Genomic DNA, 21,042 nt, shown 5'->3' on the forward strand with positions numbered 1-21,042 from the left:
TCGGACAGCCACATGAGCGCTTCCGGAGGGACCAAGGCGATCTTCGCCGCACTCGGTGCGAACGTCGGGATCGCGATCGTGAAGTTCATCGCGGCGGCGATCAGCGGGTCCGCGTCGATGCTCGCGGAGGGCGTGCACTCCCTCGCCGACTCCGCGAACCAGCTGCTCCTGCTGCTCGGCGGCCGGCGGGCGAGGAAGGCCGCCGACGAGGAGCACCCCTTCGGTCACGGCCGTGAGCGGTACGTGTACGCCTTCGTCGTCTCGATCGTGCTCTTCTCGGTCGGCGGCGTGTTCTCGCTGTACGAGGGCATCGAGAAGTTCGCCCACCCGCACCCGCTCGAGAACTGGTGGCTGCCGATGGCCGTGCTCGTCATCGCGATCGGGCTCGAGGGCTTCTCGCTGCGCACGGCGCTCGGGGAGGCACGGCCGCACAAGGGCGACCAGTCGTGGGTGCAGTTCGTCCGCCGCGCGAAGGCCCCGGAGCTGCCGGTCGTCATGCTCGAGGACACCGCGGCCCTGATCGGCCTCGTCTTCGCGTTCTTCGGCGTCGGCCTCACCGTGCTCACCGGCAACGGGGTCTTCGACGCGATCGGCACGGTGCTCATCGCGGTGCTGCTCATCGCCGTCGCGCTCGTGCTCGGTGTCGAGACGAAGAGCCTTCTCGTCGGCGAGGGCGCCAGCTCCGGTGACGTCGCCCGGATCAAGCAGGCCGTGCTCGACGGCCCCGAGGTCGATTCGGTGATCCACCTGAAGACCCTGTACCTGGGTCCGGACGAGCTCATGGTCGGCGTCAAGGTGGCGGTCGACGGCGACCGTCGTCTCGGGGACGTGGCCGCCGGCATCGACACGGTCGAGGAGCGCGTGCGCGCCGCGGTGCCGATCGCCCGGGTCATCTACATCGAGCCGGACGTCCGACGGGACGGGCCGCACCCGTCGACCGAGGCGATCGTGCTCCGCGCCGCCGACTGACGGACCGGTCCCGGCGGCCGCCCGGGCTCGTCAGCGGCGCCCGGCGAAGAAGGCGTCGAGGAGCGCCGCGCAGTCCTGCTCGAGCACCCCGGCGACGACCTCGGCGCGGTGTGGGAGCCGACGATCACGGGCGATGTCGTAGACGCTGCCGCTCGCGCCCGCCTTGGGGTCCCACGCTCCGAAGACGATCCGTGGCACGCGCGCGGCGAGCAGTGCCCCGGCGCACATCGGACACGGTTCGAGCGTGACGACGAGCGTGTGCGCGGTCAGGTGCCAGTCCCCCGTGACCGCGGCGGCCGCGCGCAACGCCAGGACCTCGGCGTGCGCGGTCGGGTCCTGACGGGCCTCCCGTTCGTTGCGACCCACGGCGACGACGTCCCCCGCGGCGTCGAGCACGACGGCACCGACCGGGACGTCGCCGGTGGCCAGGCACGCCCGCGCCTCCGCCAGCGCCAGCTCCATGGCGGGGACGAACGGTCGTCCGGCCGGGTGCTCCACACGTCCTCCACCCCGACGCCGACGACGGCCGCGACCGCCGGTCGGGGTGCGGCGCGGTACGCTCGACCCTATGCGAGTCCATGTCGCCGACCACCCGCTCATCACCCACAAGCTCTCGGTGCTCCGCGACCGGACCACTCCCTCCCCCACGTTCCGTGCCCTGACCGAGGAGCTCGTCACGCTCCTCGCGTACGAGGCCACGCGCAACGTCCGGGTCACGGCGACGCCGATCAGCACGCCGGTCGCGCAGACCATGGGCGTGGCCATCGCGAAGCCCCGTCCGCTCGTCGTGCCGATCCTCCGCGCCGGACTCGGCATGCTCGAGGGCATGGTCAAGCTCGTCCCCACGGCCGAGGTCGGCTTCCTCGGCATGGCCCGCGACGAGGAGACCTTCGAGCCGCAGACCTACGCCGAGCGGCTGCCGGACGACCTGTCGAACCGCCAGTGCTTCGTGCTCGACCCGATGCTCGCGACCGGTGGGACCCTCGCCGCGGCGATCGAGTTCCTCTTCGACCGCGGTGCGGTCGACGTCACGTGCGTCTGCATCCTGGGCGCGCCCGAGGGCCTCGCCGCCCTCGAGAAGGCGGTCGGCGACCGTGACGTCACGATCGTCCTCGGCGCGCTCGACGAGCGCCTCGACGAGAACGGGTACATCGTCCCGGGCCTCGGCGATGCGGGCGACCGCCTCTACGGTCTGGCCGACTAGCGACCGCACCACCTGACGGACGGGAGGCACTCCATCGGACGGATGGAAGGCCTCCCGTCCGTCACGTGGCGGCACTGTCCGCGCACGTCACCGTCCGTGCGGACGGTTGACACGGCGTTGGTACACCACGGATACTCGGGCCATGACTGCAATCCCGTCCACCCGAGCCCTCCGCGAGGCCAAGGGGACCGTCGGCATGATGATGCCGACCACGGCGGTCATGCGTTGTCGAATGTGTGCCTGATCGGTACCCGTTCCAGCCGGATCCTCCGCGACACCACCCCCGTCGCGCGAGCGTGATCCCGCGGTGACGACCCCGTCGACGACGCGCACCACCGTCACGAGGTCGGACCCCGTTCCCCCGGATGAGCCCCGGTCCCGCACAGGGACCGCAGGGCAGATCGGCGTACCGCCGACCCGGGCCGACGCATTCGACACCGGCCGATGCTCCACCACTCCGCTCGGCCGCACCACCCGGAGACCGCACCATGTCGCTCACCATCGCCCAGCCCCGCACCGCCCACACCGACGCCGCCCGTGACCGGAGCGTCGCCGGGCTCCGGACGACCGCGTCCGCACCCACCGACCTCGGCAGCGTGACGCCGATCGCAACACGTCGCACTCCGGTCGCCCAGCCCGTGCGGCCGGCCGCCGACCGGACGGCCGTCCCGACCAGCCCCGTCGTCGCCCCGCAGCGCAACCGCGCACTGCCGGAGGGCACGGAGGCCCGCGGGTTCGCGCTGTACGTCGGACTCGACGAGGCCGCGGCAGCTGCAGCCGGTACGACCCTGGCTGCCGTCGTCGAGCAGCTCAAGGCGCTCACCGCTCAGCTCGTGCCGTCGGCGGAGACCTACGCCGCCGTCGCCGTCGCCGCGGAGGGGTCCGGCGGACGGGACGTCGACGTGGTCCGGCTGGCGCTGCAGGACCGGTCGGCGGTGGCCGCGCGCAAGCAGACCGAGAAGCCGGAACCGGAGGAGACCGGTGTCGTCATCGACATCTCGCGCAAGCGGGTCGTCCTCGACGGCGAGACCGCGCCGCTGACCTTCAAGGAGTTCGAGCTGCTGCAGTTCCTCGTCCTCCGCGAGGGGCGCACGGTCGACCGTTCGGCGATCATCGAGGGCCTCTGGTCCGCCGGCGACGACGAGACGCCGAACGAGCGCACCATCGACGTCCACGTCCGCCGTCTGCGGGCGAAGCTCGGCGCCTTCGAGGAGATCGTGCGGACGGTCCGCGGTGTCGGGTACCGCTTCGACCGGCACGCCGACGTCTCCGTGCGCTACGCCTCCACGCCGTCGCCCGACCTCTTCTGAACCGACGCTCGACGAGCGCTCGGGCAACTCGCAGGAACAGGCGGCGTGGCCGCCTTCCCTGGCGTTACCGCTTCGTTATACAGTCGGACGTGCAGTCGGTGTTTGCTGTGGCACCGGCTGTGGAATGTGATTGCAGGAATCTCCCGGTGCAAGGGAGCGGGCCGGTCGTCCACTCGGGCGGCCGGCCCGCGTTCCTCGTCGGTACCCCTCGGTAGGGTGGGGGTCCACCGACCGGAGGGACACAACCGTGAGCGATCACCGCAGCGAGAAGGCCACCGCGGTCGCGGCGTGGGAGTCACTGTTCCGCGCCCAGGTCACCGTGATGCGGAACCTCAACACCGAGTTCCCCTCGGCCGAGATCTCCTTCAACGAGTACGACGTCTGCTTCAACCTGTCGACCCAACCCGGCCGCCGCTGCCGGATGCGCGACCTGACGGGCCACCTGCTCCTGACGCAGCCGAGCGTCAGCCGCCTGGTCGACCGCCTCGCGTCCAAGGGCATCGTCGAGAAGCAGCCCGACCCGACCGACGCGCGCGGGGTGATCGTCGCCCTCACCGCGCACGGCTACGACGTGTACCGCACCGTCGCCGTGCAGCACGCGGCCACCATCGCGGCGCAGGTCGGCGCCGGGCTCGACGACGCCGAGCTGCGGACGCTCACCGAGCTCTGCACGAAGCTCCGCGTCGCCGCCGCCGCCACACCCGCGACGCGCAGGTCGGTCGCGACCGTGCCGGATCGGGCGTCGGCATGAGCGGCTCGGTCGTCTGGCTGCGCGACGACCTCCGGATCGCGGACAACCCGGCGCTCCGCTCGGCGGTGGACCGCGGGGGCCCGGTCACGGTCGTCTACGTGCTCGACGAACAGAGCGAGGGGATCCGCCCGCACGGCGCCGCGGCCCGGTGGTGGCTCCACCAGTCCCTGGCCGCACTCGACACCGACCTCCGCGCGCACGGCACCGCGCTCGTGCTCCGGCGGGGTGCCGCGGCCGACGTGATCGCGGACCTCGTCGCGGAGTCCGGCGCGGACGCCGTGTTCTGGAACCGTCGCTACGGCCGCGTCGAACGGGAGATCGACGCGGGCATCAAGGCCGGCCTCGTCGCCGGCGGCGTCGAGGCGCACAGCTCCGCCGGCACCCTGCTCTGGGAACCGTGGACGGTCCTGACCGGGAAGGGCGAACCGTTCAAGGTGTTCACGCCGTTCTGGCGCGCCGCGCAGGCGATGCCGGAGCCGCGGCACCCCTGGCCCGAGCCGGAGACGATCGCCCCGCCTGCGGACGTCGCCTCGGACACGCTCGAGGACTGGGCACTCCTGCCGACCGCGCCGGACTGGGCGGGTGGCATGCGGGATGCCTGGACGCCCGGCGAGCACGGCGCGTGGGACCGCATGGAACGGTTCATCGACGAGGCGCTCGCGGACTACGACCAGCGGGACGAGCCCGCGCAGGCAGCGACCAGCAGTCTCTCCCCGCACCTGCGCTGGGGCGAGATCAGCCCGTACCAGGTCTGGCACCGCCTGCACGAGACGCTCGAACCCGACCAGCGCCGCGCGGCACCGGCCTTCCTCCGGCAGCTCGCCTGGCGGGAGTTCAACTGGAACGAGTACTTCCACTGCGACGACATCGCCCGGACGAACGTGCGGCGGGAGTTCGACGCGTTCCCGTGGCGGGAGGCCTCGGACGCCGAACTCGACCGGTGGCGACACGGCACGACCGGCTTCGACCTGGTCGACGCAGGGATGCGTGAGCTCTGGCACACCGGCGCAATGCACAACCGGGTGCGCCTGGCCACGGCGAGCTTCCTGGTCAAGAACATGCTCGTGGACTGGCGCATCGGCGAGCAGTGGTTCTGGGACACCCTGGTGGACGCCGACGCGGCGAACAACGCGGCGAACTGGCAGTGGGTGGCGGGCTCGGGCTTCGACGCCGCGCCGTACTTCCGGGTGTTCAACCCGGACCGTCAGCTCGAACGGTTCGACCCGCACCGCGAGTACGTCCGCCGGTGGGTGCCCGCGGACGAGGACCGACCGGAGCCGATGCTCGACCTCAAGACGAGTCGGCAGCGGGCACTCGACGCCTACGCCGAGATGCGCCGGGCATGAGCCGGCCGGGTCCGGGCGTGCTCGGCACCGTCGACGCGATGCACCGGCAGCGCGTCCTGGACGGCATCGCGCCGAGCAGCGTCTGGGGCGTGTTCGACCGGGACGGGCTCGTCGCCTCGGGCGGACACGGGGACCGCGGGGACGCCCGGGCACCCGATGCCGACACCGTCTACCGCATCGCCTCGTGCACGAAGAGCGTCACCGCCGCGACCCTGCTCGGCCTCGTCGCGGACGGCCTGGTGTCCCTCGACACCCCGGTCACCGAGTTCGTCCCCGCGTTCGCCGCGGTCCGGCTGCCCACCGCGGACTCCCCCGTCCCGACCCTCCGGATGCTCCTCACGATGTCCGCGGGCTTCCCGACGGACGACCCGTGGGCGGACCGACAGGAGGCGCTCCGGGACCAGGACCTGGACGACGTCCTCCGCAGCGGTCTGCTGTTCGACTCCGTGCCGGGGACCGGGTTCGCCTACTCGAACCTCGGCTACGCACTCCTCGGTCGGGCGGTGTCGGTCGTCGCCGGGGCGCCCTTCCCGACCGCGGCGACCGAACGTGTGCTCCGCCCGCTCGGGCTCGACGACACCGTGTTCGCCGCGGCCGACGCCCGTGGTCTCGTGGTCACCGGCCACCGCCGCGTCGACGACGACTGGGAGGCGTTGACGACGACCGGCCCGGGCGCGTTCTCGCCGATCGGCGGCCTGTTCTCGACCGTGCGGGACCTGGCCCGGTGGGGTCGGTGGCTCGCGGCGGCGTTCGACGGGACCGCCGCACCGTTCGCGGAGGCGGGCAGTGCCGGATCCGACGTCGGACCCCTCACCACGGCGGAGCGTCGCGCGATGCAGCAGGCGATGCGGGTCCTCCCGCCCGGGAGCCTGCCCGGGTCGACCCGGACCGCCGGTTACGGCTTCGGCCTGTTCGTGGAGCACGACCCGGCCGTCGGCCCGATCGTGTCCCACTCCGGCGGCTACCCGGGGTTCTCCGCCCACATGCGCTGGTCGGTCTCGACCGGACTCGGCGTGGTCGCGTTCGAGAACGCCACGCAGGCGAAGGTCTCCGTGGCCGCGACGCGGGCACTCGACCTCCTCCTCGCGGACGCCGTCCCGGGTGTCGCGGTCCCGCACGCGGTCCCCGCCGCGACCGGCGCGCCCGTGACCCGGTCGCGGGACGACGAACGAGCTCCCGGCAGCGAACCGGTCCTGCCGTCGACGCGTGCTGCGCAACGGTCCGTGACGCGTCTGCTGGCGGACTGGTCCGATGCGGAGGCCGGCGCGGTCTGCGCCGAGAACGTCCCGCTCGACGTCCCGTGGCACCGTCGACGAGCAGCGATCGACCGCGCCGTCGCGGAGGTCGCCGCCGACCTGTCCGCACCGCCCTTGGCCGAACGATCCGTGACGCCGACGCACCTGCGTTGGTGGGTGCCGGGCGCCCGCGGCCGGCTCCGCGTGGAGATCCGACTCGCCCCGCTCGCGTCCGGCCTCGTGCAGACCCTCGTCGTGCGGGCGGAACCGGACGAGGTGGTGCCCGCGGAGGCCGCGGCAGTACCCGCGCACACGGCGGCAGCACCGACCGACCCGGCGGCAGCACCGACCGACCCGGCGGCAGCGCCGACCGAGCCGGTGGCACCAGACCCGACGGCCTGATCCCGTCGTCTCGGAGCCCCCCCTCCCGCAACCGGTTCGAACGCGGCCGCGGACGTGTCCGGTAACATGCTGCATGTCCGCTCGGCCTCGTGGCGGTCGTCCGCCTGTTCCTCGCTCGGGAGAGACCATGCCTCGTCAACCGGACCCGTCCCTGAAGCCGGCGATCGTCGCCAAGGTCACGGACCACCTGCACGGCACCTGTCTGCAGGACGTGTCTGTGCGGAGCCTCGGTCGCGTCCTCGGGACGAGCGCGTACCCGATCGTGTACCACTTCGGGTCGCGTGACGGCCTCATCGACGCCGTGGTGGAGCACCTCAGCCGGCACGTGTCCGGCATCGGCCTCGACCCGGACGCCGACGAGCAGGTGCTGACGGAGTACCTGCTCGCGGTCTTCGGCGGCCTCGAGGACCCGGACCGCTTCCTCGCAGCCCGGCTGACGTTCGAACTCGGCGCCGTGGAGGCCTTGACCGGGCACGACCGGCACCGGTGCCAGCACCGGGCACACGTCGAGACCATCGCGTCATGGTGTCGGGCACACGGAGCGGACGGCTGTACGGCGCTCCGGGCCGCGAGCGCGGCGGTCCTCGCCTGTCGCGGGGCCCAGTGGGGTGCCGTCCTCGACGGCGACGTCACCGCCGTCGAGGTCACCCTCCGGGAGGCCGCGCGCCGGTTGGCAGCCGAGATCGGCGCCCTCGACCCGTGCACCCGTCCCAACGAGGCCGATCACGTCGGCGAGACCGTGGCGTCCCGGGTCGGCGCTGTCCGCTCCTGAGTCCGGGCGCAGGGACGAGGACGACGGACGGGAGGCCCGGTACCAGCTGGTACCGGGCCTCCCGTCCGTCGCGGGGTCGCATTCCACGACCCGCACCGTCACGTCAGCACGTGGTCCACGAGGTCCCGGTGCTCAGCGTGGTGGTGCTCAGAGCGTGACGAAGCTCTGGGACTTGGCGTTCTCGAAGCGGGCGGCGACGTTCTCCCAGTCGACGATGTTCCACACGGCCTTGACGTAGTCCGCCTTGACGTTGAGGTAGTCGAGGTAGAAGGCGTGCTCCCACATGTCGAGCATGAAGATCGGCACGAGACCGAACGGGATGTTGCCCTGCTGGTCGAACAGCTGGAAGGTCGTCAGCTTCTGGCCGACGACGTCCCATGCCAGGACGGACCAGCCGGAGCCCTGGATGCCGTTGGCGACCGCGGCGAACTGCGCCTGGAACTTCTCGAACGAGCCGAAGAACTCGTCGATCGCGGCGGCGAGCTCGCCCTCCGGGACCTTCGTGTCCGGGCCGAGGTTGGTCCAGAAGATCGAGTGGTTGACGTGGCCACCGAGGTGGAACGCGAGGTCCTTCTCGAGCTTGTTGACGTTCGCGAAGTTGCCGGACTCGCGGGCCTCGCCGAGCTGCTGCAGCGCGGTGTTGGCACCGGTCACGTAGGCCTGGTGGTGCTTGTCGTGGTGCAGCTGCATGATCTTGCCGCTGATGTGCGGCTCGAGGGCGGCGTAGTCGTAGGGGAGCTCGGGCAGGGTGTACTCAGCCATGTGCGGTCCTTTCGATCGGTGATGTGCGGTGCGGGGTTCCGCGGCTCACGAGAGCCGGGAACGATCGGTCAGGGAGTGGAATTCCCGGTTGTGGTAGACCAGCGGCTCGCCGCGGTCGAGGCCGACGACGATGTCGAGCACCTCGGCGACGACGACGGTCGAACTGCCGATCGGGGTCGTCGACAGCGGACGGCAGCGCAGGGCACTGGCGGCGTCGGGCAGGTAGCGGTCGCCGCTCGGCAGGGCACCCCAGATCGGGTCGTCCGCGGCGGGGCTGCCGGTCGACGCGAAGCGCTTGGCCAGCGCGACGCCGCGGGCGTCCATCAGGTGCACCACGAAGACCGGGGCACCGAGCACGACGCCGGCGGACCCGGAGTTCGTGGAGAGCGAGAAGACCAGGACCGGCGGGTCGACCGCGACGGAGGCGACGCTCGAGGCGGTGAGACCGGTCGGACCGTCCGGGCCTTCCGCGGTGATGACCGCGACACCGGCGGGGTGTCCGCGGAAGGCCGCCTTGTACGCGGCGGCCATGTCGGCCTGGGGGACGTCTGCCTGCGGGAGGTCGGCGGCGTCGGGCATGTCAGTCGTGGTCGTTCCTCGTTCGGGGGGACGGCCGCGGACGTCGCAGCCATCCCCCAACGTAGGACCTGCGGCATGGTGCGGGTCCATGATTCACAGGTTCGGCCCATCCCGGGCGTGCCGTCACGCGGCCGTGCCCGCTCGGGACCGCACCGGACGACGGCGCGGCGCGGCGCGGGCCGACGGCTCGGGCTGCCCGCTCGGGACCGCACCGGACGGCGGCGCGGCGCGGGCCGACGGCTCGGGCTGCCGGCTCGGGCTGCCGGCTCGGGCCCGCACGAGCCGACGAGCTCAGTGCCGCCGCAGCATCACGACCGCACCGGCGGCCGCGACGACCATGAGCGCCGCGGCGACGCCCGCCGTCGTGGTCACGCCCGAGTCGAAGGCGGCCCGCGCGGACTCGAGCAGCGCCTGCCCCGCCGGTCCACCGAGTTCGGCGGCCGCGGCGACCGCTCCGCCGAGGGTCTCCCCCGCCGCGGTGTGCGCGGTGGACGACAGCCCCTCGGGGACGACGACGTTCGCCCGGTACGCCGACGCGAGGATCGTCCCGAGGACGGCGGTCCCGAGCACGGCGCCGATCTCGTACGCGGTCTCCGAGATGGCCGATGCCGCTCCGGCCTTGTCCGCCGGGGCGGTGGAGATGATCAGGTCGTTCGTGACCGTCTCGGACGCACCGATGCCGATGCCGAGCAACACGAAGGCGAAGGCGAGCGCGGCGATGGTCGCGTGGTGCCCGAGCCCGGCGACGAGGGCGTACGCGACCGCGGAGAACAGCAGCGACGCCGAGACGACCCAGCGCGGCGCGACCCGGGCGACGACCGGTACGACGACGAGCCCGGCGACGATGGTGAGCACCGCACCCGGCACGAGGACGAGCCCGCTCGCGAAGGGGTCCAGGCCGGCGACGAGCTGCAGGTGCTGGGCGACGAAGAACAGGAAGCCGGTGAGGGAGAACATCGCGGCCATGTTCATGAGCACGCTGCCGGTGAAGGCCGTGCTGCGGAAGAGGCGCATGTCGAGCATCGGCGTGCGGGTACGCAGCTGCCGCCGGACGAACGCGATGCCGCACAGCACACCGACCGCGACCATGGCGACGGCAAGACCGCGTTCCTCCGGGTGCACGAGCGACTTGATGGCCCAGACGAGCGGGCCGAGGGCGCCGAGGGAGAGCAGCATGCTCGGGACGTCGACGGGCCCGGGCTCGGGGTCGCGGGACTCCGGCACGCAGAACGGCACGGCGACGAGCATCACGACGAGGATCGGCACGGCGACCAGGAACACGCTGCCCCAGTGGAAGTGCGCGAGCAGGACGCCGCCGACGAGCGGGCCGAGGGCGTTGCCCGCGGCGAACATGGTCGACCAGACGGCGAGCGCGAGGCGCCGCTCCCCCGCGTCCGGGAAGACGTTCCGGATGATCGAGAGCGTGGCGGGCATGAGCATCGCGCCGAAGACGCCCATCGCGAGCCGGGCGGCGACGAGCATCCAGGCCTCGGTCGCGAACGCGGCGGCGACGGAGAGCACCGCGAAACCGGTCGCTCCGGTCACCAGGATCCGACGGCGACCGATGCGGTCACCGATGCTGCCCATGACGACGAGCAGGCCGGCGAGGACGAGCGGGTAGGCGTCGACGATCCAGAGCTGCGTGGTCGCGTCGGGGTGCAGGGCGCGCGCGATGGAGGGCAGCGCGAAGCTCAGGACGGTGTTGTCGACCGAGATGAGCAGCACCGGCAGCATGAGCACCGCGAGCGCCGCGAACCGGGAGGCGCGGCTCGCGGTGATCCGGGTGGCGACGGGGCTGGTGAGCAGTGCGGACATGGCGGACTCCAGGACTTCGAGCATGTCGCGCCGCTGGTCCTCCGGACCGGCGCAGACGAGACGGGACGCGGAAGTCGTCACGCGTCCCGTCAGGGTCCCGTTAGTGTACCGTCCGGACGGTGACGGTTGCAAATGCAACCAATTGACGGCCGGGAGGCCCGGTGGCGAGCCGTCCCGTGCCTCCCGTCCGGCAGGCGGTCGCGCCCGCGGCGTCAGCGGACCGTCAGGCCTCCCCGTCCGCGGGGGTGTCCTCCGCCGCCTCCGCTTCGAACGGGTACCGCAGCCCGATCGCCGCGCGCCAGCGGTCGAGCGTCCGCGCGGTGGCCAGGGTCTCGTCGGTCGTCATCTGCGGTGCGTCGACACGGCCGGCCAGCAGGGCGTCGATCGTGGCCGCGGCCTCGAGTCCGTACGGGGCCACGTCCGGGAAGGACCTTTCCGTGCCGGCGTCGTCGACGGTCTGCACGACGATGACCGGCTCCCCGCCGATGGTCCACGGATCCCGGAGGGTGATGGTGCCCCGGCTCCCGTGCACGACGACGGCGTTCGCGTCCTCGACGCGGATGCCGGTGCGGAGGCTCGCGGTGATGCCCGACGCGTACGTCGCATTCGCCACGGTCCACTCGTCGACCCCGGTCGGACCGATCGTCCCGACGGCGGAGAGCTCCACCGGCTCGGCGGCCGCCGTCCCCGTGGCGGCCTGCACGATCGCGGCCGTCATCGTCACCGGGTAGCACCCCACGTCGAGGATGCCGCCGCCGGCGGTGGCGACGTCGAACAGGCGCCCGGAGCGTTCCTCGACCCGGAACGCGAACGCGGCGTCGACGTGGGTGACCGTACCGACCGCGCCGTCCCGCACGAGGTCGAGCAGCGCCGCCGTCTGCGGGTGGAAGCGGTACATGAACGCCTCGACGAGCGGCAGCCCGGCACGGCGGGCCGCGTCGACGAGCACCGTCGTCGTGCGGTGGTCGGGCGTGAGCGGCTTCTCACACAGCACGGCCTTGCCCGCCCGCAGCGCCGCGAGCACCAGGTCGGCGTGCCCGGTGTGCACGGTCGCGATGTACACGGCGTCGACGTCGGGGTCGGCGAGGACCTCGTCGTAGGTGCCGGCGGTCACGTCCGGGAAGCCGTGCTCCCCGGCCTCCGCCGCGAAGGCCCGGGCACGCTCGACCGAGGAACTCCCGGCGGCGACGAGCACCCCGCCGCTCGCGGAGAGCTGGGACAGGAAACGTCGGGCGATGCTGCCGGGACCGAGGACGGCCCATCGGGGGTCCGCGGGCGGGGTCGGGCTCGGGGTGGTCGCGGTCTGCGCTGACATGCGGCTCCTGTTCGTGGTGGACCTCGACGGTCTCGGTGAGGCTATCCGCCCCCGACCGGCACGGCCACGGCGTGTGTCCGTCTCCGGGCGCCGCGGAGCGCCGGGTGTCCCTAGACTCAGCGCATGGCCAGTGCTCGCGACCGCGTCCTCGACAGCTTCGTCGCCATCGTGTGCGAAGAGGGTGAACGTCCCGCGACGCTCGATGCCGTCGCCGCACGCGCCGGTGTCTCGAAGGGTGGACTGCTCTACCACTTCGGGTCGAAGGCGGCCCTGGTCGAGGGGCTGTGCGAGCGGCTCGCCGACCTCTCCGCACTCGACGTCGAGCGCATGCGTGCGGCCGAGGACGGACCCGCCCGCTACTTCGTCGAGAACTGCCAGTTCGTCGGCAGTGAACTCGACCTCGCGCTGTTGGCCGCGTCCCGCCTGCAGCAGGCCGGGTACGAGGAAGCCGGCCGCACGCTCGACGAGACCGAGAACGCCTGGCTCGCGACCCTCGTCGACGCCCTCGGGGACGTGCCGACCGCGCAGGCGGTGAAGCTCCTCGGTGACGGGCTGTACCACGCCGCGTCACTCGGGGCGGCGAGTGAGGTCCGGCCCGACCGCGGCACCGTCGACATGGCCGCCCTGCTCGAGGTCGTCGACCGCCTGATCGCGACGAAACCGTCCCGGTGAACCGTCGCGCCCGGTCCTGGGGATAGACTGGATGCGATCCACCCGCTGATTCCCGGAGGTACCACCGTGGGCCGCGTCCTCGCCGCTGTTTTCTCGATCCTGCTGCTGCTGGTGTCGATGTACCTGTTCGGGTTCGCGTTCCAGCTCGACTCCGGGCAGGGCTTCGTGTTCATCGCCGGTGTGCTCCTGATGAGCCTCTCCTTCTTCCTGCCGATCCACGTGTTCGGCAAGCGGTAGTCACCTCCCGCAGCAGAACGGCCCCGCACCGTCCGGTGCGGGGCCGTTCTGCGTCGTCCGGACCGGAGTCCAGGTCCGGAATCAGGTCCGAGCCAGGACCGGCGGCGCTACGCGGGCGTGCGCAGCCCGCGCAGCGTGACGGCCGTGGCGACCGCGGCGTGCGCGGCCTCGGCGCCCTTGTCCTCCTTGGACCCGGGCAGCCCGGCGCGGTCGATCCCCTGCTGCTCGTCGTCCAGGGTGAGCACCCCGAATCCGACGGGCTTGCCGGTGTCGATCGCGACCCGGGTCAGGCCGCTCGTCGCCGCGTCCGAGACGTACTCGAAGTGCGGGGTCCCGCCGCGGATGATCACGCCGAGGGCGACCGCCGCGTCGTAGCCGGCCTCGAGGGCGGCCTTCGCGACGACCGGCAGCTCGAAGCTCCCGGGGACGGGGAACACCTGGCCGGTCGCTCCGAGCCGTTCGATCTCGCGCTGGGCGCCGTCGAGCAGCCCCGCCGCGATGACGTCGTGCCACTGGCCGGCGACGATCGCGACCCGGATGCCGCTGCCGTCGACGTGCTCGCGCTCCGCCGCTCCTGCTCCGCTCATGCGTGTGTCCCTTCGGTGTGGGCGGCGTCGTCCGCCGTCCGGTCGGCCGCGTCCAGCCAGGAGGCCAGCGCGGCGATGGTGATGACGGGGACGCCCTCGCGTTCCCCGAGTCCGACGAGCTGCGGCAGACGCATCATGTCCCCGCGCTCGTCGACGATCTCGCAGATCGCCGCGGCCGGCCGCAACCCCGCGGCGGTGACCAGGTCGATGGCTGCCTCCGTGTGCCCCGCGCGCTCGCGGACGCCGCCCGGTCGCGCACGCAGCGGGACGATGTGCCCCGGGCGGTGCAGGTCGTCCCGGACGGACGCCGGGTCGGCGAGCACCCGGAGCGTCCGCGCCCGGTCGTGGGCGCTGATGCCGGTGGTGACCCCGACGGCGGCGTCCACGGTCACGGTGTAGGCGGTCCCGCGGACGTCCTCGTTGTGCTCCACCATCGGCGGCAGGTCGAGGGTGTCGGCGATCGCGGCGCTGACCGGCGCGCAGATGAAGCCGGACGAGTGCGCCACGGTCCAGGCGATCCACTCCGGGGACGCGAGCTCGGCGGCGAGGACGACGTCGCCCTCGTTCTCGCGGCGCTCGTCGTCGGCCACGATGACCGGTCGGCCTGCGGCGATCGCGGCGAGGGCATCTTCGACGGTCGACAGTCCGGAGGTCGGCCGGGATCCGGTCGGGCGCGCACCCGTGGTCGGCCCGGCGTTCGTGACGGGGGCGGTCTCGGCGGTCATCACCGGGCCTCCGCTCCGGCGCCGACCACGCCTGGTGCCGCCGCGGCGGCGTCGAGGCGCAGCATGCGGCGGACGTGCCGTGCCAGGACGTCGGTCTCGATGTTGACCCGGTCGCCGGGCACCCGTGCGCCGAGGGTCGTCGCCGCGAGCGTCTCGGGGATCAGGCTGACCTCGAACCACGCGGCATCCGGAGCGGTCGACTCCGGGGACACGGCGCTCACGGTGAGCGAGACGCCGTCGATCGCGACCGACCCCTTGTCGACCACGAGCGGGCTCAGCTCCGGGGTCAGCGCGAAGCGCACCCGTCGCCAGCCGTCGCCGTCGTCGGTCCCGAGCACGGTCGCGGTGCCGTCGATGTGTCCCTGCACGATGTGTCCACCGAGCCGGTCCCCCACCGAGGCCGCTCGCTCCAGGTTGACGCGGTCGCCCGACCGCAACGACCCGTGCGCGCTCATGTCGAGCGTCTGCTTCATGACGAACGCCGTGAAGGTCTCCGGGGTCTGCTCGACCACGGTCAGGCACACGCCCGAGACCGAGATCGAGTCGCCGTGCCGAGCGTCGGAGACGACGAGCGGACCGCGGACGGTCAGGGCGACGGAGTCGCCGCGTTCGTCGACGGCGGTGACGGTGCCGAGTTCCTCGATGATGCCGGTGAACACTGGTGTCCTCTCAACGGGACTCCGGGTGCGCGCGACGGTCATCGGCGGACGGGAGGCTGGGGTCGCGGAACGACCGTCACCTTCCGTCAGCGCTTCCTCCCGTCCGGACTCTCACCGTCGGTCCTGGGATTGCACCAGGTCAACCCCGCACCGGGCGGACCCGGCGCGGCGCTCGTGGACTGTCACCACCGGTTCGGACTTGCACCGACCCCGGAGCGCTTGCGTGCTCCCGACGATACCCCAGGCTCCCGACCGCTGCCTCCGGCGCTGCACCGGACGTCACACAGCGTCGCGGGCGGCGGCCGGAGCGGCCGTCCTCGAGGTGTGTCCCGCCTCACGTGCGCCGGTCCGAGCGACCGTCCTGGAGGCGCGACCCGCTGCCATGCACCCGGGTCGCGCCTCCGGACGACGTGACCCGGCGTCACGTTCGGTCGCGATGCACCGGACGCGGCATCGGCCGGAGCGCAAGTGGGTGCGGAGCGCCGGTCACCCGGCGCTCCGCACCCGCTCTCATCGGGCCGTCAGTGGCGGCGTCGCAGGGCGAGCGTCCCGAGGCCGGCGAGCAGCAGCAGGAGCGCCGCCAGTGCCGGGAACGCCGGGTCGTCCGCGCCCGTGTAGGCGAGGGCACCGTCGGCGTCCGCCGTCGCACGGTCGGCCGTCGCTGCCGGTGCCGCAGGACCTGCGGTGACCAGCGTCGCGGTCGACCGGACCCCGTCGGTCACGAGGACCGGGGTGGTGCCGGCGTCCACGATCGGGACGGTGTCGGTGACCGGGGTGGTGCGGACGCCGGGAGTGGTGCCCACGACCGGGTCCGTGCCGACGTCGGGCGTGCTGCCCGTGCCGCCGGGGGTGGTGCCGGTGTTCGGCGTCGAGCCCGGGACGGTACCCGGGTCGGTGCCCGGCGTCGTGCCCGGGTCGGTGCCCGGCGTCGTGCCCGCGTCGGTGCCGGGTGTCGTACCCGGGTCGGTGCCGGGCGTCGTGCCCGGGTCGGTGCCCGGCGCCGTCACGATCGGGGTCGTGGAGCCGTCGCCGATGATGCCGATGCCGTTGTCGCCGATCGTGATCGGGACGTCCACGACCGGGATCACCTGGGTGCCGGAACCGATGCCGTCCTCACCCGAGGTCGTCCCACCAGCCGCCGGACCGGTACCGGTCGACGGGGTCGAGCCGGTCGTCGAGCCACCGGTGCTCGTGCCGTCACCGACGACACCGATCCCGTTGCCGCCGACCGTCACCGGGACCGACACCACCGGCGAGACCTGCGTGCCGGAACCGATGCCGTCCTCGCCCGAGGTCGTCCCACCAGCCGCCGGAGCGGTACCCGTCGTCGGGGTCGAACCGGTTGTCGAGCCACCGGTGCTCGTGCCGTCACCGACGACACCGATGCCGTTGTCGCCGATCGTGATCGGGACCGACACCACCGGCGAGACCTGGGTGCCGGAACCGATGCCGCCCTCACCTGAGGTCGTCCCACCAGCCGTCGGGGCGGTACCGGTCGTTGGGGTCGAGCCCGTCGAGCCACCGGTGCTCGTGCCGTCACCGACGACACCGATCCCGTTGCCGCCGACCGTCACCGGGACCGACACCACCGGCGAGACCTGCGTGCCGGAACCGATGCCGTCCTCGCCCGAGGTCGTCCCACCAGCCGCCGGAGCGGTACCCGTCGTCGGGGTCGAACCGGTTGTCGAGCCACCGGTGCTCGTGCCGTCACCGACGACACCGATCCCGTTGTCGCCGACCGTGATCGGGACCGACACCACCGGCGAGACCTGGGTGCCGGAACCGATGCCGCCCTCACCTGAGGTCGTCCCACCAGCCGTCGGGGCGGTACCGGTCGTTGGGGTCGAGCCCGTCGAGCCACCGGTGCTCGTGCCGTCACCGACGACACCGATCCCGTTGCCGCCGACCGTCACCGGGACCGACACCACCGGCGAGACCTGCGTGCCGGAACCGATGCCGTCCTCGCCCGAGGTCGTCCCACCAGCCGTCGGGGCGGTACCGGTCGTTGGGGTCGAGCCGGTCGTCGAGCCACCGGTGCTCGTGCCGTCACCGACGACACCGATCCCGTTCCCCGTCACCGTGATCGGGACCGAGACGGTCCCGAGCAACTGCGTGCCGGAGATGAGCCCGTCCGACCCGGAGGTCGAGCCGCTCGTCGTGCCACTGGTCGGAGCTGCCGGGGCCGCGGAGGTCCCGGTGGCTGATCCGTCTCCGAGCACGCCGATACCGTTGCCCGAGACCGTGACGGGGACCGTGACGTCCGGCAGGACCTGGGTGCCCGAGAGCACGCCGTCCTCGCCGGAGGTCGAGGCGGTCGTCGTGTCACCGGCCGGAGCTGCCGGAGCCGAGGACGATCCGGAACGCGTGCCGGTGGCGGCAGCGTCACCGAGGACACCGACGGCGTTGCCGGTCGCCGTGACCGGCACGTCCACCGCACCGGCGACCTGGGTGCCGGAGAGCACGCCGTCCTCGCCGGACGTGGTGGGCGAGGAGGCCACCGGAGCAGCCGGCGCGGGAGCGGGAGCAGCCGGCGCGGGAGCCGGGGCAGCCGGCGCAGGGGCCGGAGCCGCCACCGCGTCCCCGACGACGGCGACCGCGTTGCCGGTCACGTCGACGGGAGCGCTGACGTCGGGTACGACCCGGGTGCCGGACGCGAGGCCGTCGGCCCCGCTGGTGGTGGGCGCTGGTGCTGCCTGCGCGGGCTCCGCGGGTGCCGGCGCAGGTGCCGCCGGTGCAGGTGCAGCCGGCGCAGGTGCAGCCGGAGCGGTCGTGGAGACCGCGTCGCCGACGATGCCGAAGGCGTTGCGGGTGACGGAGACGGGCGCGTCGACGGTCGGCGCGACCTGGGTTCCGGAGACGGTGCCGTCCTCACCGGTGGTCGTCGCCGCGTTCGCCGCGACGGCTCCACCGAAGGTCAGCCCGCCCACACAGAGGGCGAACCACAGCCCTCGGGAGACGTTCTTGTTCATGGTCGTTCACTCCTGATCGAGATGGATGGTCGACCGCACACAGAGGCGGTCGGTGGCGCGTCCTGCCGTGACGGGCAGGTGCGCCGATCTCAATCGGGAGCGACGTCGTGGTCGCCGACGAGCGAAGCCGGCACGGCGTCGTCGGAGACCGAGCCGCGGAGGCCCGCGGCGAGGGGGGTGGTGTGGTCCTCGACACCGACGGTGCCCAGGATGTTCGCGCCGGCGGAGCCGCCGGAGGTGCTGCCGCCCGTGGCGCCCACGGTGCCGCCGTCGAAGGGCGTGTGCGCCGGTGCGCCGCCCTCGGGGAGGACGAGGGCCTCGCCGCCGAACGTCGCCGTCGCGGGAGCCGGGACGAGGACCTCGTCAGCGACCGTCCCGACCATCGACCGCGACGAATTGTCTGCTGCGACGGCGACGGCGGTCGCCGAGCGCTGTCCCGCAGCGGGTGTCACGGACGCATCGTCCGTCGTCCCCACCGACGGCACGACGGCCCCGACCTCGCCGCCGTCGCGGCCGACAGGACCCTCGCGGTCGACCGGGAGGGTCGGGGCCGAGGTCGGGGCCGGCCGGGGCCCGACGACCGGGGCCCCCGGCAGCGCACCGCCGGAGCCGGGGAGCACCGGGCGGACGGGGACGTCGACGACGGGGAGCGGGCCTCCAGGCAGGAGCCCACCACCGACGGACGGGAGCCCGCCGACGACCTCGGGCACCCCGGCCACCACGTCCGGCACGACGCCGACGGTGTCCCCGACGGTGCCGAGGGTCCCGTCGACGATGCCGGTCACGGGGTCGGTCACCCCGCCCAAGGCGTCGTCGCCGAGCAGCGTGCCGACGACCGGGAGGCTCCCGACCACCCGGTCGACGGTCGCCACGATGGAGGTCACCGGGCCGACGGCCGTCACGGTCTGCACCGTCCCGGTGACGGGGGCCAGTGCCCCGGAGACGCCGTCCGCGACCGGCCGGGAGGCACTGGTCACGTCCGACACGAGGCCGTCGACGAGCGACGTGTCGGGACGGGACGGGTCCGGACGGGACGGGTCCGGACGGGACGGGCCCGGACGGCTCGTGTGCTCCGCCGGAGTGCCGGCGGCGGTGGTCACGGGTGCCACTGGCGCGGGCCCGGAGTCGTCCCCGACCGGCCGGGAGGTCGTCGGTGCTGCAGGCGTCGCCTCGGCCACGGGGGTCGTGACGGGGGCAGCGGGGGCCGGCGTGACGGGAGCCGGCGCAGGTGCCGCCGGGGCGGATGCGACGGGTGCCGGAGCGGCCGGCGCGACGGGGGCCGGGGCCACAGGAGCCGGAGCGGCCGGTGCCGGGGTGACCGGGCGCGGAGCCGGCGGGACGGGGGCAGGAACGGCGCTGCGGACCGGTGCCACGGCGCGGTCGACGACGTCGCCGACCCCGCTCGTCACGCGCTGGGCAGCACTGCCGACGCCGGAGACCACTCCGCCGACCAGGCCGTCGGGCCGCGGTGCCGCCTGGGTCTGCGCCCCGCTCCCGAGCAGGGAACCACCGACAGCGGCAGCCGGTCGGGCGCCGAGGACGATCGAGAGCAGCACGACGGCTGCGACGATCCCGCAGGCCATGAGCGCCCATCGCAGGACCGTGCGCCAGGGTGCACGCATCATCGCGTCCATGCGCTCACCTCCTGATCTCGGCTGCGCACGTAGAGTGGTTGACCGGCACGGTAGACCAGCACCGGTGCCCTGCTCCTCATTCACATCGAACAGTCAGGAACGGCGTGACCTCGACCTTCAGTGCCCCCACTCGCAACCTCGACATCGTCACGCTGCACGAGATCCTCCGTCTGCGGCAGGACGTGTTCGTGGTCGAGCAGGAGTGCGCCTACCCGGACATCGACGGCCGCGACCTCGAGCCGGGCACCGTGCAGTTCTGGGCCGGGACCGGGTCCGTCGACGCCACCCTGCGACTCCTCCGCGAGCCCGACGGCACCGAGCGGATCGGCCGCGTCGCGACCGCGGCGCACGCCCGCGGCAAGGGGCTCGGGGCGGCGCTGATGACGGCGGCGATCGCCGAGAGCCGGTCCCCCAGCATCGCGATCAACGCGCAGGCACACCTGGGCGAGTGGTACGCGCAGTTCGGCTTCGTGCGCTCGGGCGAGGACTTCCTCGAGGACGCCATCCCGCACACCCCCATGGTCCGCACGCGCTGACCCGGCCGGAGCGGCTGCGGCGCTAGGCCTGCCAGCGGCGCAGCTCGCCGTACGAGCGGGCCTGGTGCTCCCGGTCGGCGACCAACCGCTCGAACACGATCGAGGTCTGCGTCGTCGCGACCGAGGGGTCACCGCTCAGCTCGTCGGCGACGAAGTCCCGCAGTTGCTCGGTGGACGTGCACGCGATGTGCACGAGGAAGTCCTTGTCGCCGGCCAGGAACGACACGTCGAGCACCACCGGCACCCGGAGCAGGCGCTTCGCGAACTCCCGGAGTTCGTGGCGTGCGGCCGCGTGCACGCGCACGGACACCATCGCCTCGATCGAGAACCCGAGTCGGGCGATGTTCACGTCGGCCCGGTAGCCCGCGATGACGCCAGCGTCCTCGAGCGCTCGGACCCGGACCAGGCACGTCGACGGTGCGATGCCGACCGCTGCTGCGAGCCGGTTGTTCGGGATCCGGGCATCGGCCGCCAGCACCCAGAGGATCCGCTCGTCGACCTCGTCGAGTCGGGGCGACGGAGCGTCGGGGCGGCGGACGATGCGGTCGGACACCACGCAACCG

The 21,042-nt window shown here is 73.2% G+C and carries 20 protein-coding genes, 1 pseudogene and 1 riboswitch; of the genes and pseudogenes, 10 read left to right on the top strand and 11 right to left on the bottom strand.

Annotation, left to right across the window (positions count from 1 at the left end; translation table 11 throughout):
• Nucleotides 1-12 precede the first annotated feature (12 nt).
• On the top strand, nt 13-969 hold the full coding sequence (locus DEI84_RS06020; RefSeq protein ID WP_110824661.1) for a cation diffusion facilitator family transporter: 957 nt from the start codon (nt 13-15) through the stop codon (nt 967-969).
• Between the two features lie 30 nt (nt 970-999).
• Here DEI84_RS06020 and DEI84_RS06025 read toward each other — a convergent pair whose 3' ends face one another.
• A complete protein-coding gene (locus DEI84_RS06025; RefSeq protein WP_110890187.1) occupies nt 1,000-1,431 on the bottom strand; it encodes a nucleoside deaminase in 432 nt (143 codons plus the stop codon).
• 106 nt (nt 1,432-1,537) lie between these two features.
• On the opposite strand from DEI84_RS06025, the gene upp reads away from it, so the two are divergent.
• The 6 genes from upp (at nt 1,538) to DEI84_RS06055 (ending at nt 7,989) form a co-directional block, all read left to right on the top strand.
• On the top strand, nt 1,538-2,173 hold the full coding sequence (gene upp / locus DEI84_RS06030) for a uracil phosphoribosyltransferase (RefSeq protein WP_110890048.1): 636 nt from the start codon (nt 1,538-1,540) through the stop codon (nt 2,171-2,173).
• Between the two features lie 488 nt (nt 2,174-2,661).
• A complete protein-coding gene (locus DEI84_RS06035; RefSeq protein ID WP_258371706.1) occupies nt 2,662-3,483 on the top strand; it encodes a winged helix-turn-helix domain-containing protein in 822 nt (273 codons plus the stop codon).
• Nucleotides 3,484-3,730: 247 nt separating this feature from the next.
• Nucleotides 3,731-4,234: a MarR family winged helix-turn-helix transcriptional regulator gene (locus DEI84_RS06040; RefSeq protein WP_258368902.1), complete on the top strand. Its 504-nt coding sequence runs from the start codon at nt 3,731-3,733 to the stop codon at nt 4,232-4,234.
• Nucleotides 4,231-5,580, top strand: a complete 1,350-nt coding sequence (locus DEI84_RS06045; RefSeq protein WP_110890049.1) for a deoxyribodipyrimidine photo-lyase — start codon at nt 4,231-4,233, stop codon at nt 5,578-5,580. The genes DEI84_RS06040 and DEI84_RS06045 overlap by 4 nt, the downstream gene beginning before the upstream one ends.
• Nucleotides 5,577-7,217 (top strand): serine hydrolase, encoded by a 1,641-nt coding sequence (locus DEI84_RS06050; RefSeq protein ID WP_110890050.1) that lies wholly within the window; start codon nt 5,577-5,579, stop codon nt 7,215-7,217. Before DEI84_RS06045 ends, DEI84_RS06050 begins: the two co-directional genes overlap by 4 nt.
• A 127-nt stretch (nt 7,218-7,344) precedes the next feature.
• Nucleotides 7,345-7,989, top strand: coding sequence for a hypothetical protein (locus DEI84_RS06055; RefSeq protein WP_110890051.1), 645 nt, complete (start codon nt 7,345-7,347; stop codon nt 7,987-7,989).
• A gap of 147 nt (nt 7,990-8,136) precedes the next feature.
• Here DEI84_RS06055 and DEI84_RS06060 read toward each other — a convergent pair whose 3' ends face one another.
• The 4 genes from DEI84_RS06060 to DEI84_RS06075 all read right to left on the bottom strand — a co-directional run bounded on the left by DEI84_RS06060 (nt 8,137) and on the right by DEI84_RS06075 (nt 12,460).
• Nucleotides 8,137-8,751, bottom strand: coding sequence for a superoxide dismutase (locus tag DEI84_RS06060; protein ID WP_110890052.1), 615 nt, complete (start codon nt 8,749-8,751; stop codon nt 8,137-8,139).
• 45 nt (nt 8,752-8,796) lie between these two features.
• Nucleotides 8,797-9,330 carry a flavin reductase family protein gene (locus DEI84_RS06065; protein ID WP_258365926.1) on the bottom strand — a complete coding sequence of 178 codons (534 nt, stop codon included), beginning with the start codon at nt 9,328-9,330 and terminating at the stop codon, nt 8,797-8,799.
• Nucleotides 9,331-9,621: 291 nt separating this feature from the next.
• Entirely contained in the window at nt 9,622-11,145 is a 1,524-nt protein-coding gene (locus DEI84_RS06070; protein WP_110890190.1) for an MFS transporter, read from the bottom strand.
• A gap of 223 nt (nt 11,146-11,368) precedes the next feature.
• Entirely contained in the window at nt 11,369-12,460 is a 1,092-nt protein-coding gene (locus tag DEI84_RS06075; protein ID WP_110890053.1) for a Gfo/Idh/MocA family protein, read from the bottom strand.
• A 123-nt stretch (nt 12,461-12,583) separates the two neighbouring features.
• On the opposite strand from DEI84_RS06075, the gene DEI84_RS06080 reads away from it, so the two are divergent.
• Both DEI84_RS06080 and DEI84_RS15610 read left to right on the top strand, forming a co-directional pair.
• A complete protein-coding gene (locus DEI84_RS06080; RefSeq protein WP_110824668.1) occupies nt 12,584-13,132 on the top strand; it encodes a TetR/AcrR family transcriptional regulator in 549 nt (182 codons plus the stop codon).
• 66 nt (nt 13,133-13,198) lie between these two features.
• Complete coding sequence (locus DEI84_RS15610; RefSeq protein ID WP_181419557.1) at nt 13,199-13,369, top strand: hypothetical protein; 171 nt, start codon at nt 13,199-13,201, stop codon at nt 13,367-13,369.
• Nucleotides 13,370-13,476: 107 nt separating this feature from the next.
• On the opposite strand, the gene ribH is transcribed toward DEI84_RS15610, so the two are convergent.
• The 5 genes and pseudogenes from ribH to DEI84_RS06105 form a co-directional block, all read right to left on the bottom strand.
• The gene (gene ribH / locus DEI84_RS06085; protein WP_110824669.1) at nt 13,477-13,956 is read right to left on the bottom strand and encodes a 6,7-dimethyl-8-ribityllumazine synthase; all 480 of its coding nucleotides are present in this window, start codon (nt 13,954-13,956) and stop codon (nt 13,477-13,479) included.
• A 41-nt stretch (nt 13,957-13,997) separates the two neighbouring features.
• Nucleotides 13,998-14,600: pseudogene (ribB, locus tag DEI84_RS06090) on the bottom strand (3,4-dihydroxy-2-butanone-4-phosphate synthase); the annotation flags it as partial.
• Nucleotides 14,601-14,680: 80 nt separating this feature from the next.
• Nucleotides 14,681-15,340, bottom strand: a complete 660-nt coding sequence (locus tag DEI84_RS06095; protein WP_110890055.1) for a riboflavin synthase — start codon at nt 15,338-15,340, stop codon at nt 14,681-14,683.
• An 87-nt stretch (nt 15,341-15,427) separates the two neighbouring features.
• A riboswitch (FMN riboswitch) is annotated at nt 15,428-15,561 on the bottom strand.
• 300 nt (nt 15,562-15,861) lie between these two features.
• The gene (locus DEI84_RS16015; protein ID WP_110890056.1) at nt 15,862-18,309 is read right to left on the bottom strand and encodes a hypothetical protein; all 2,448 of its coding nucleotides are present in this window, start codon (nt 18,307-18,309) and stop codon (nt 15,862-15,864) included.
• 89 nt (nt 18,310-18,398) lie between these two features.
• Entirely contained in the window at nt 18,399-19,943 is a 1,545-nt protein-coding gene (locus DEI84_RS06105; protein WP_110890057.1) for a hypothetical protein, read from the bottom strand.
• A 104-nt stretch (nt 19,944-20,047) separates the two neighbouring features.
• Here DEI84_RS06105 and DEI84_RS06110 point away from each other — a divergent pair, with 104 nt between their 5' ends.
• The gene (locus DEI84_RS06110) at nt 20,048-20,479 is read left to right on the top strand and encodes a GNAT family N-acetyltransferase (RefSeq protein ID WP_110824673.1); all 432 of its coding nucleotides are present in this window, start codon (nt 20,048-20,050) and stop codon (nt 20,477-20,479) included.
• 22 nt (nt 20,480-20,501) lie between these two features.
• Here the strand turns inward: DEI84_RS06110 and DEI84_RS06115 are convergent, their stop codons facing one another.
• On the bottom strand, nt 20,502-21,032 hold the full coding sequence (locus DEI84_RS06115) for an Lrp/AsnC family transcriptional regulator (protein ID WP_110890191.1): 531 nt from the start codon (nt 21,030-21,032) through the stop codon (nt 20,502-20,504).
• Between the last annotated feature and the right edge of the window lie 10 nt (nt 21,033-21,042).

The organism is Curtobacterium sp. MCBD17_023 (genome assembly GCF_003224415.1).
GTDB lineage: Bacteria > Actinomycetota > Actinomycetes > Actinomycetales > Microbacteriaceae > Curtobacterium.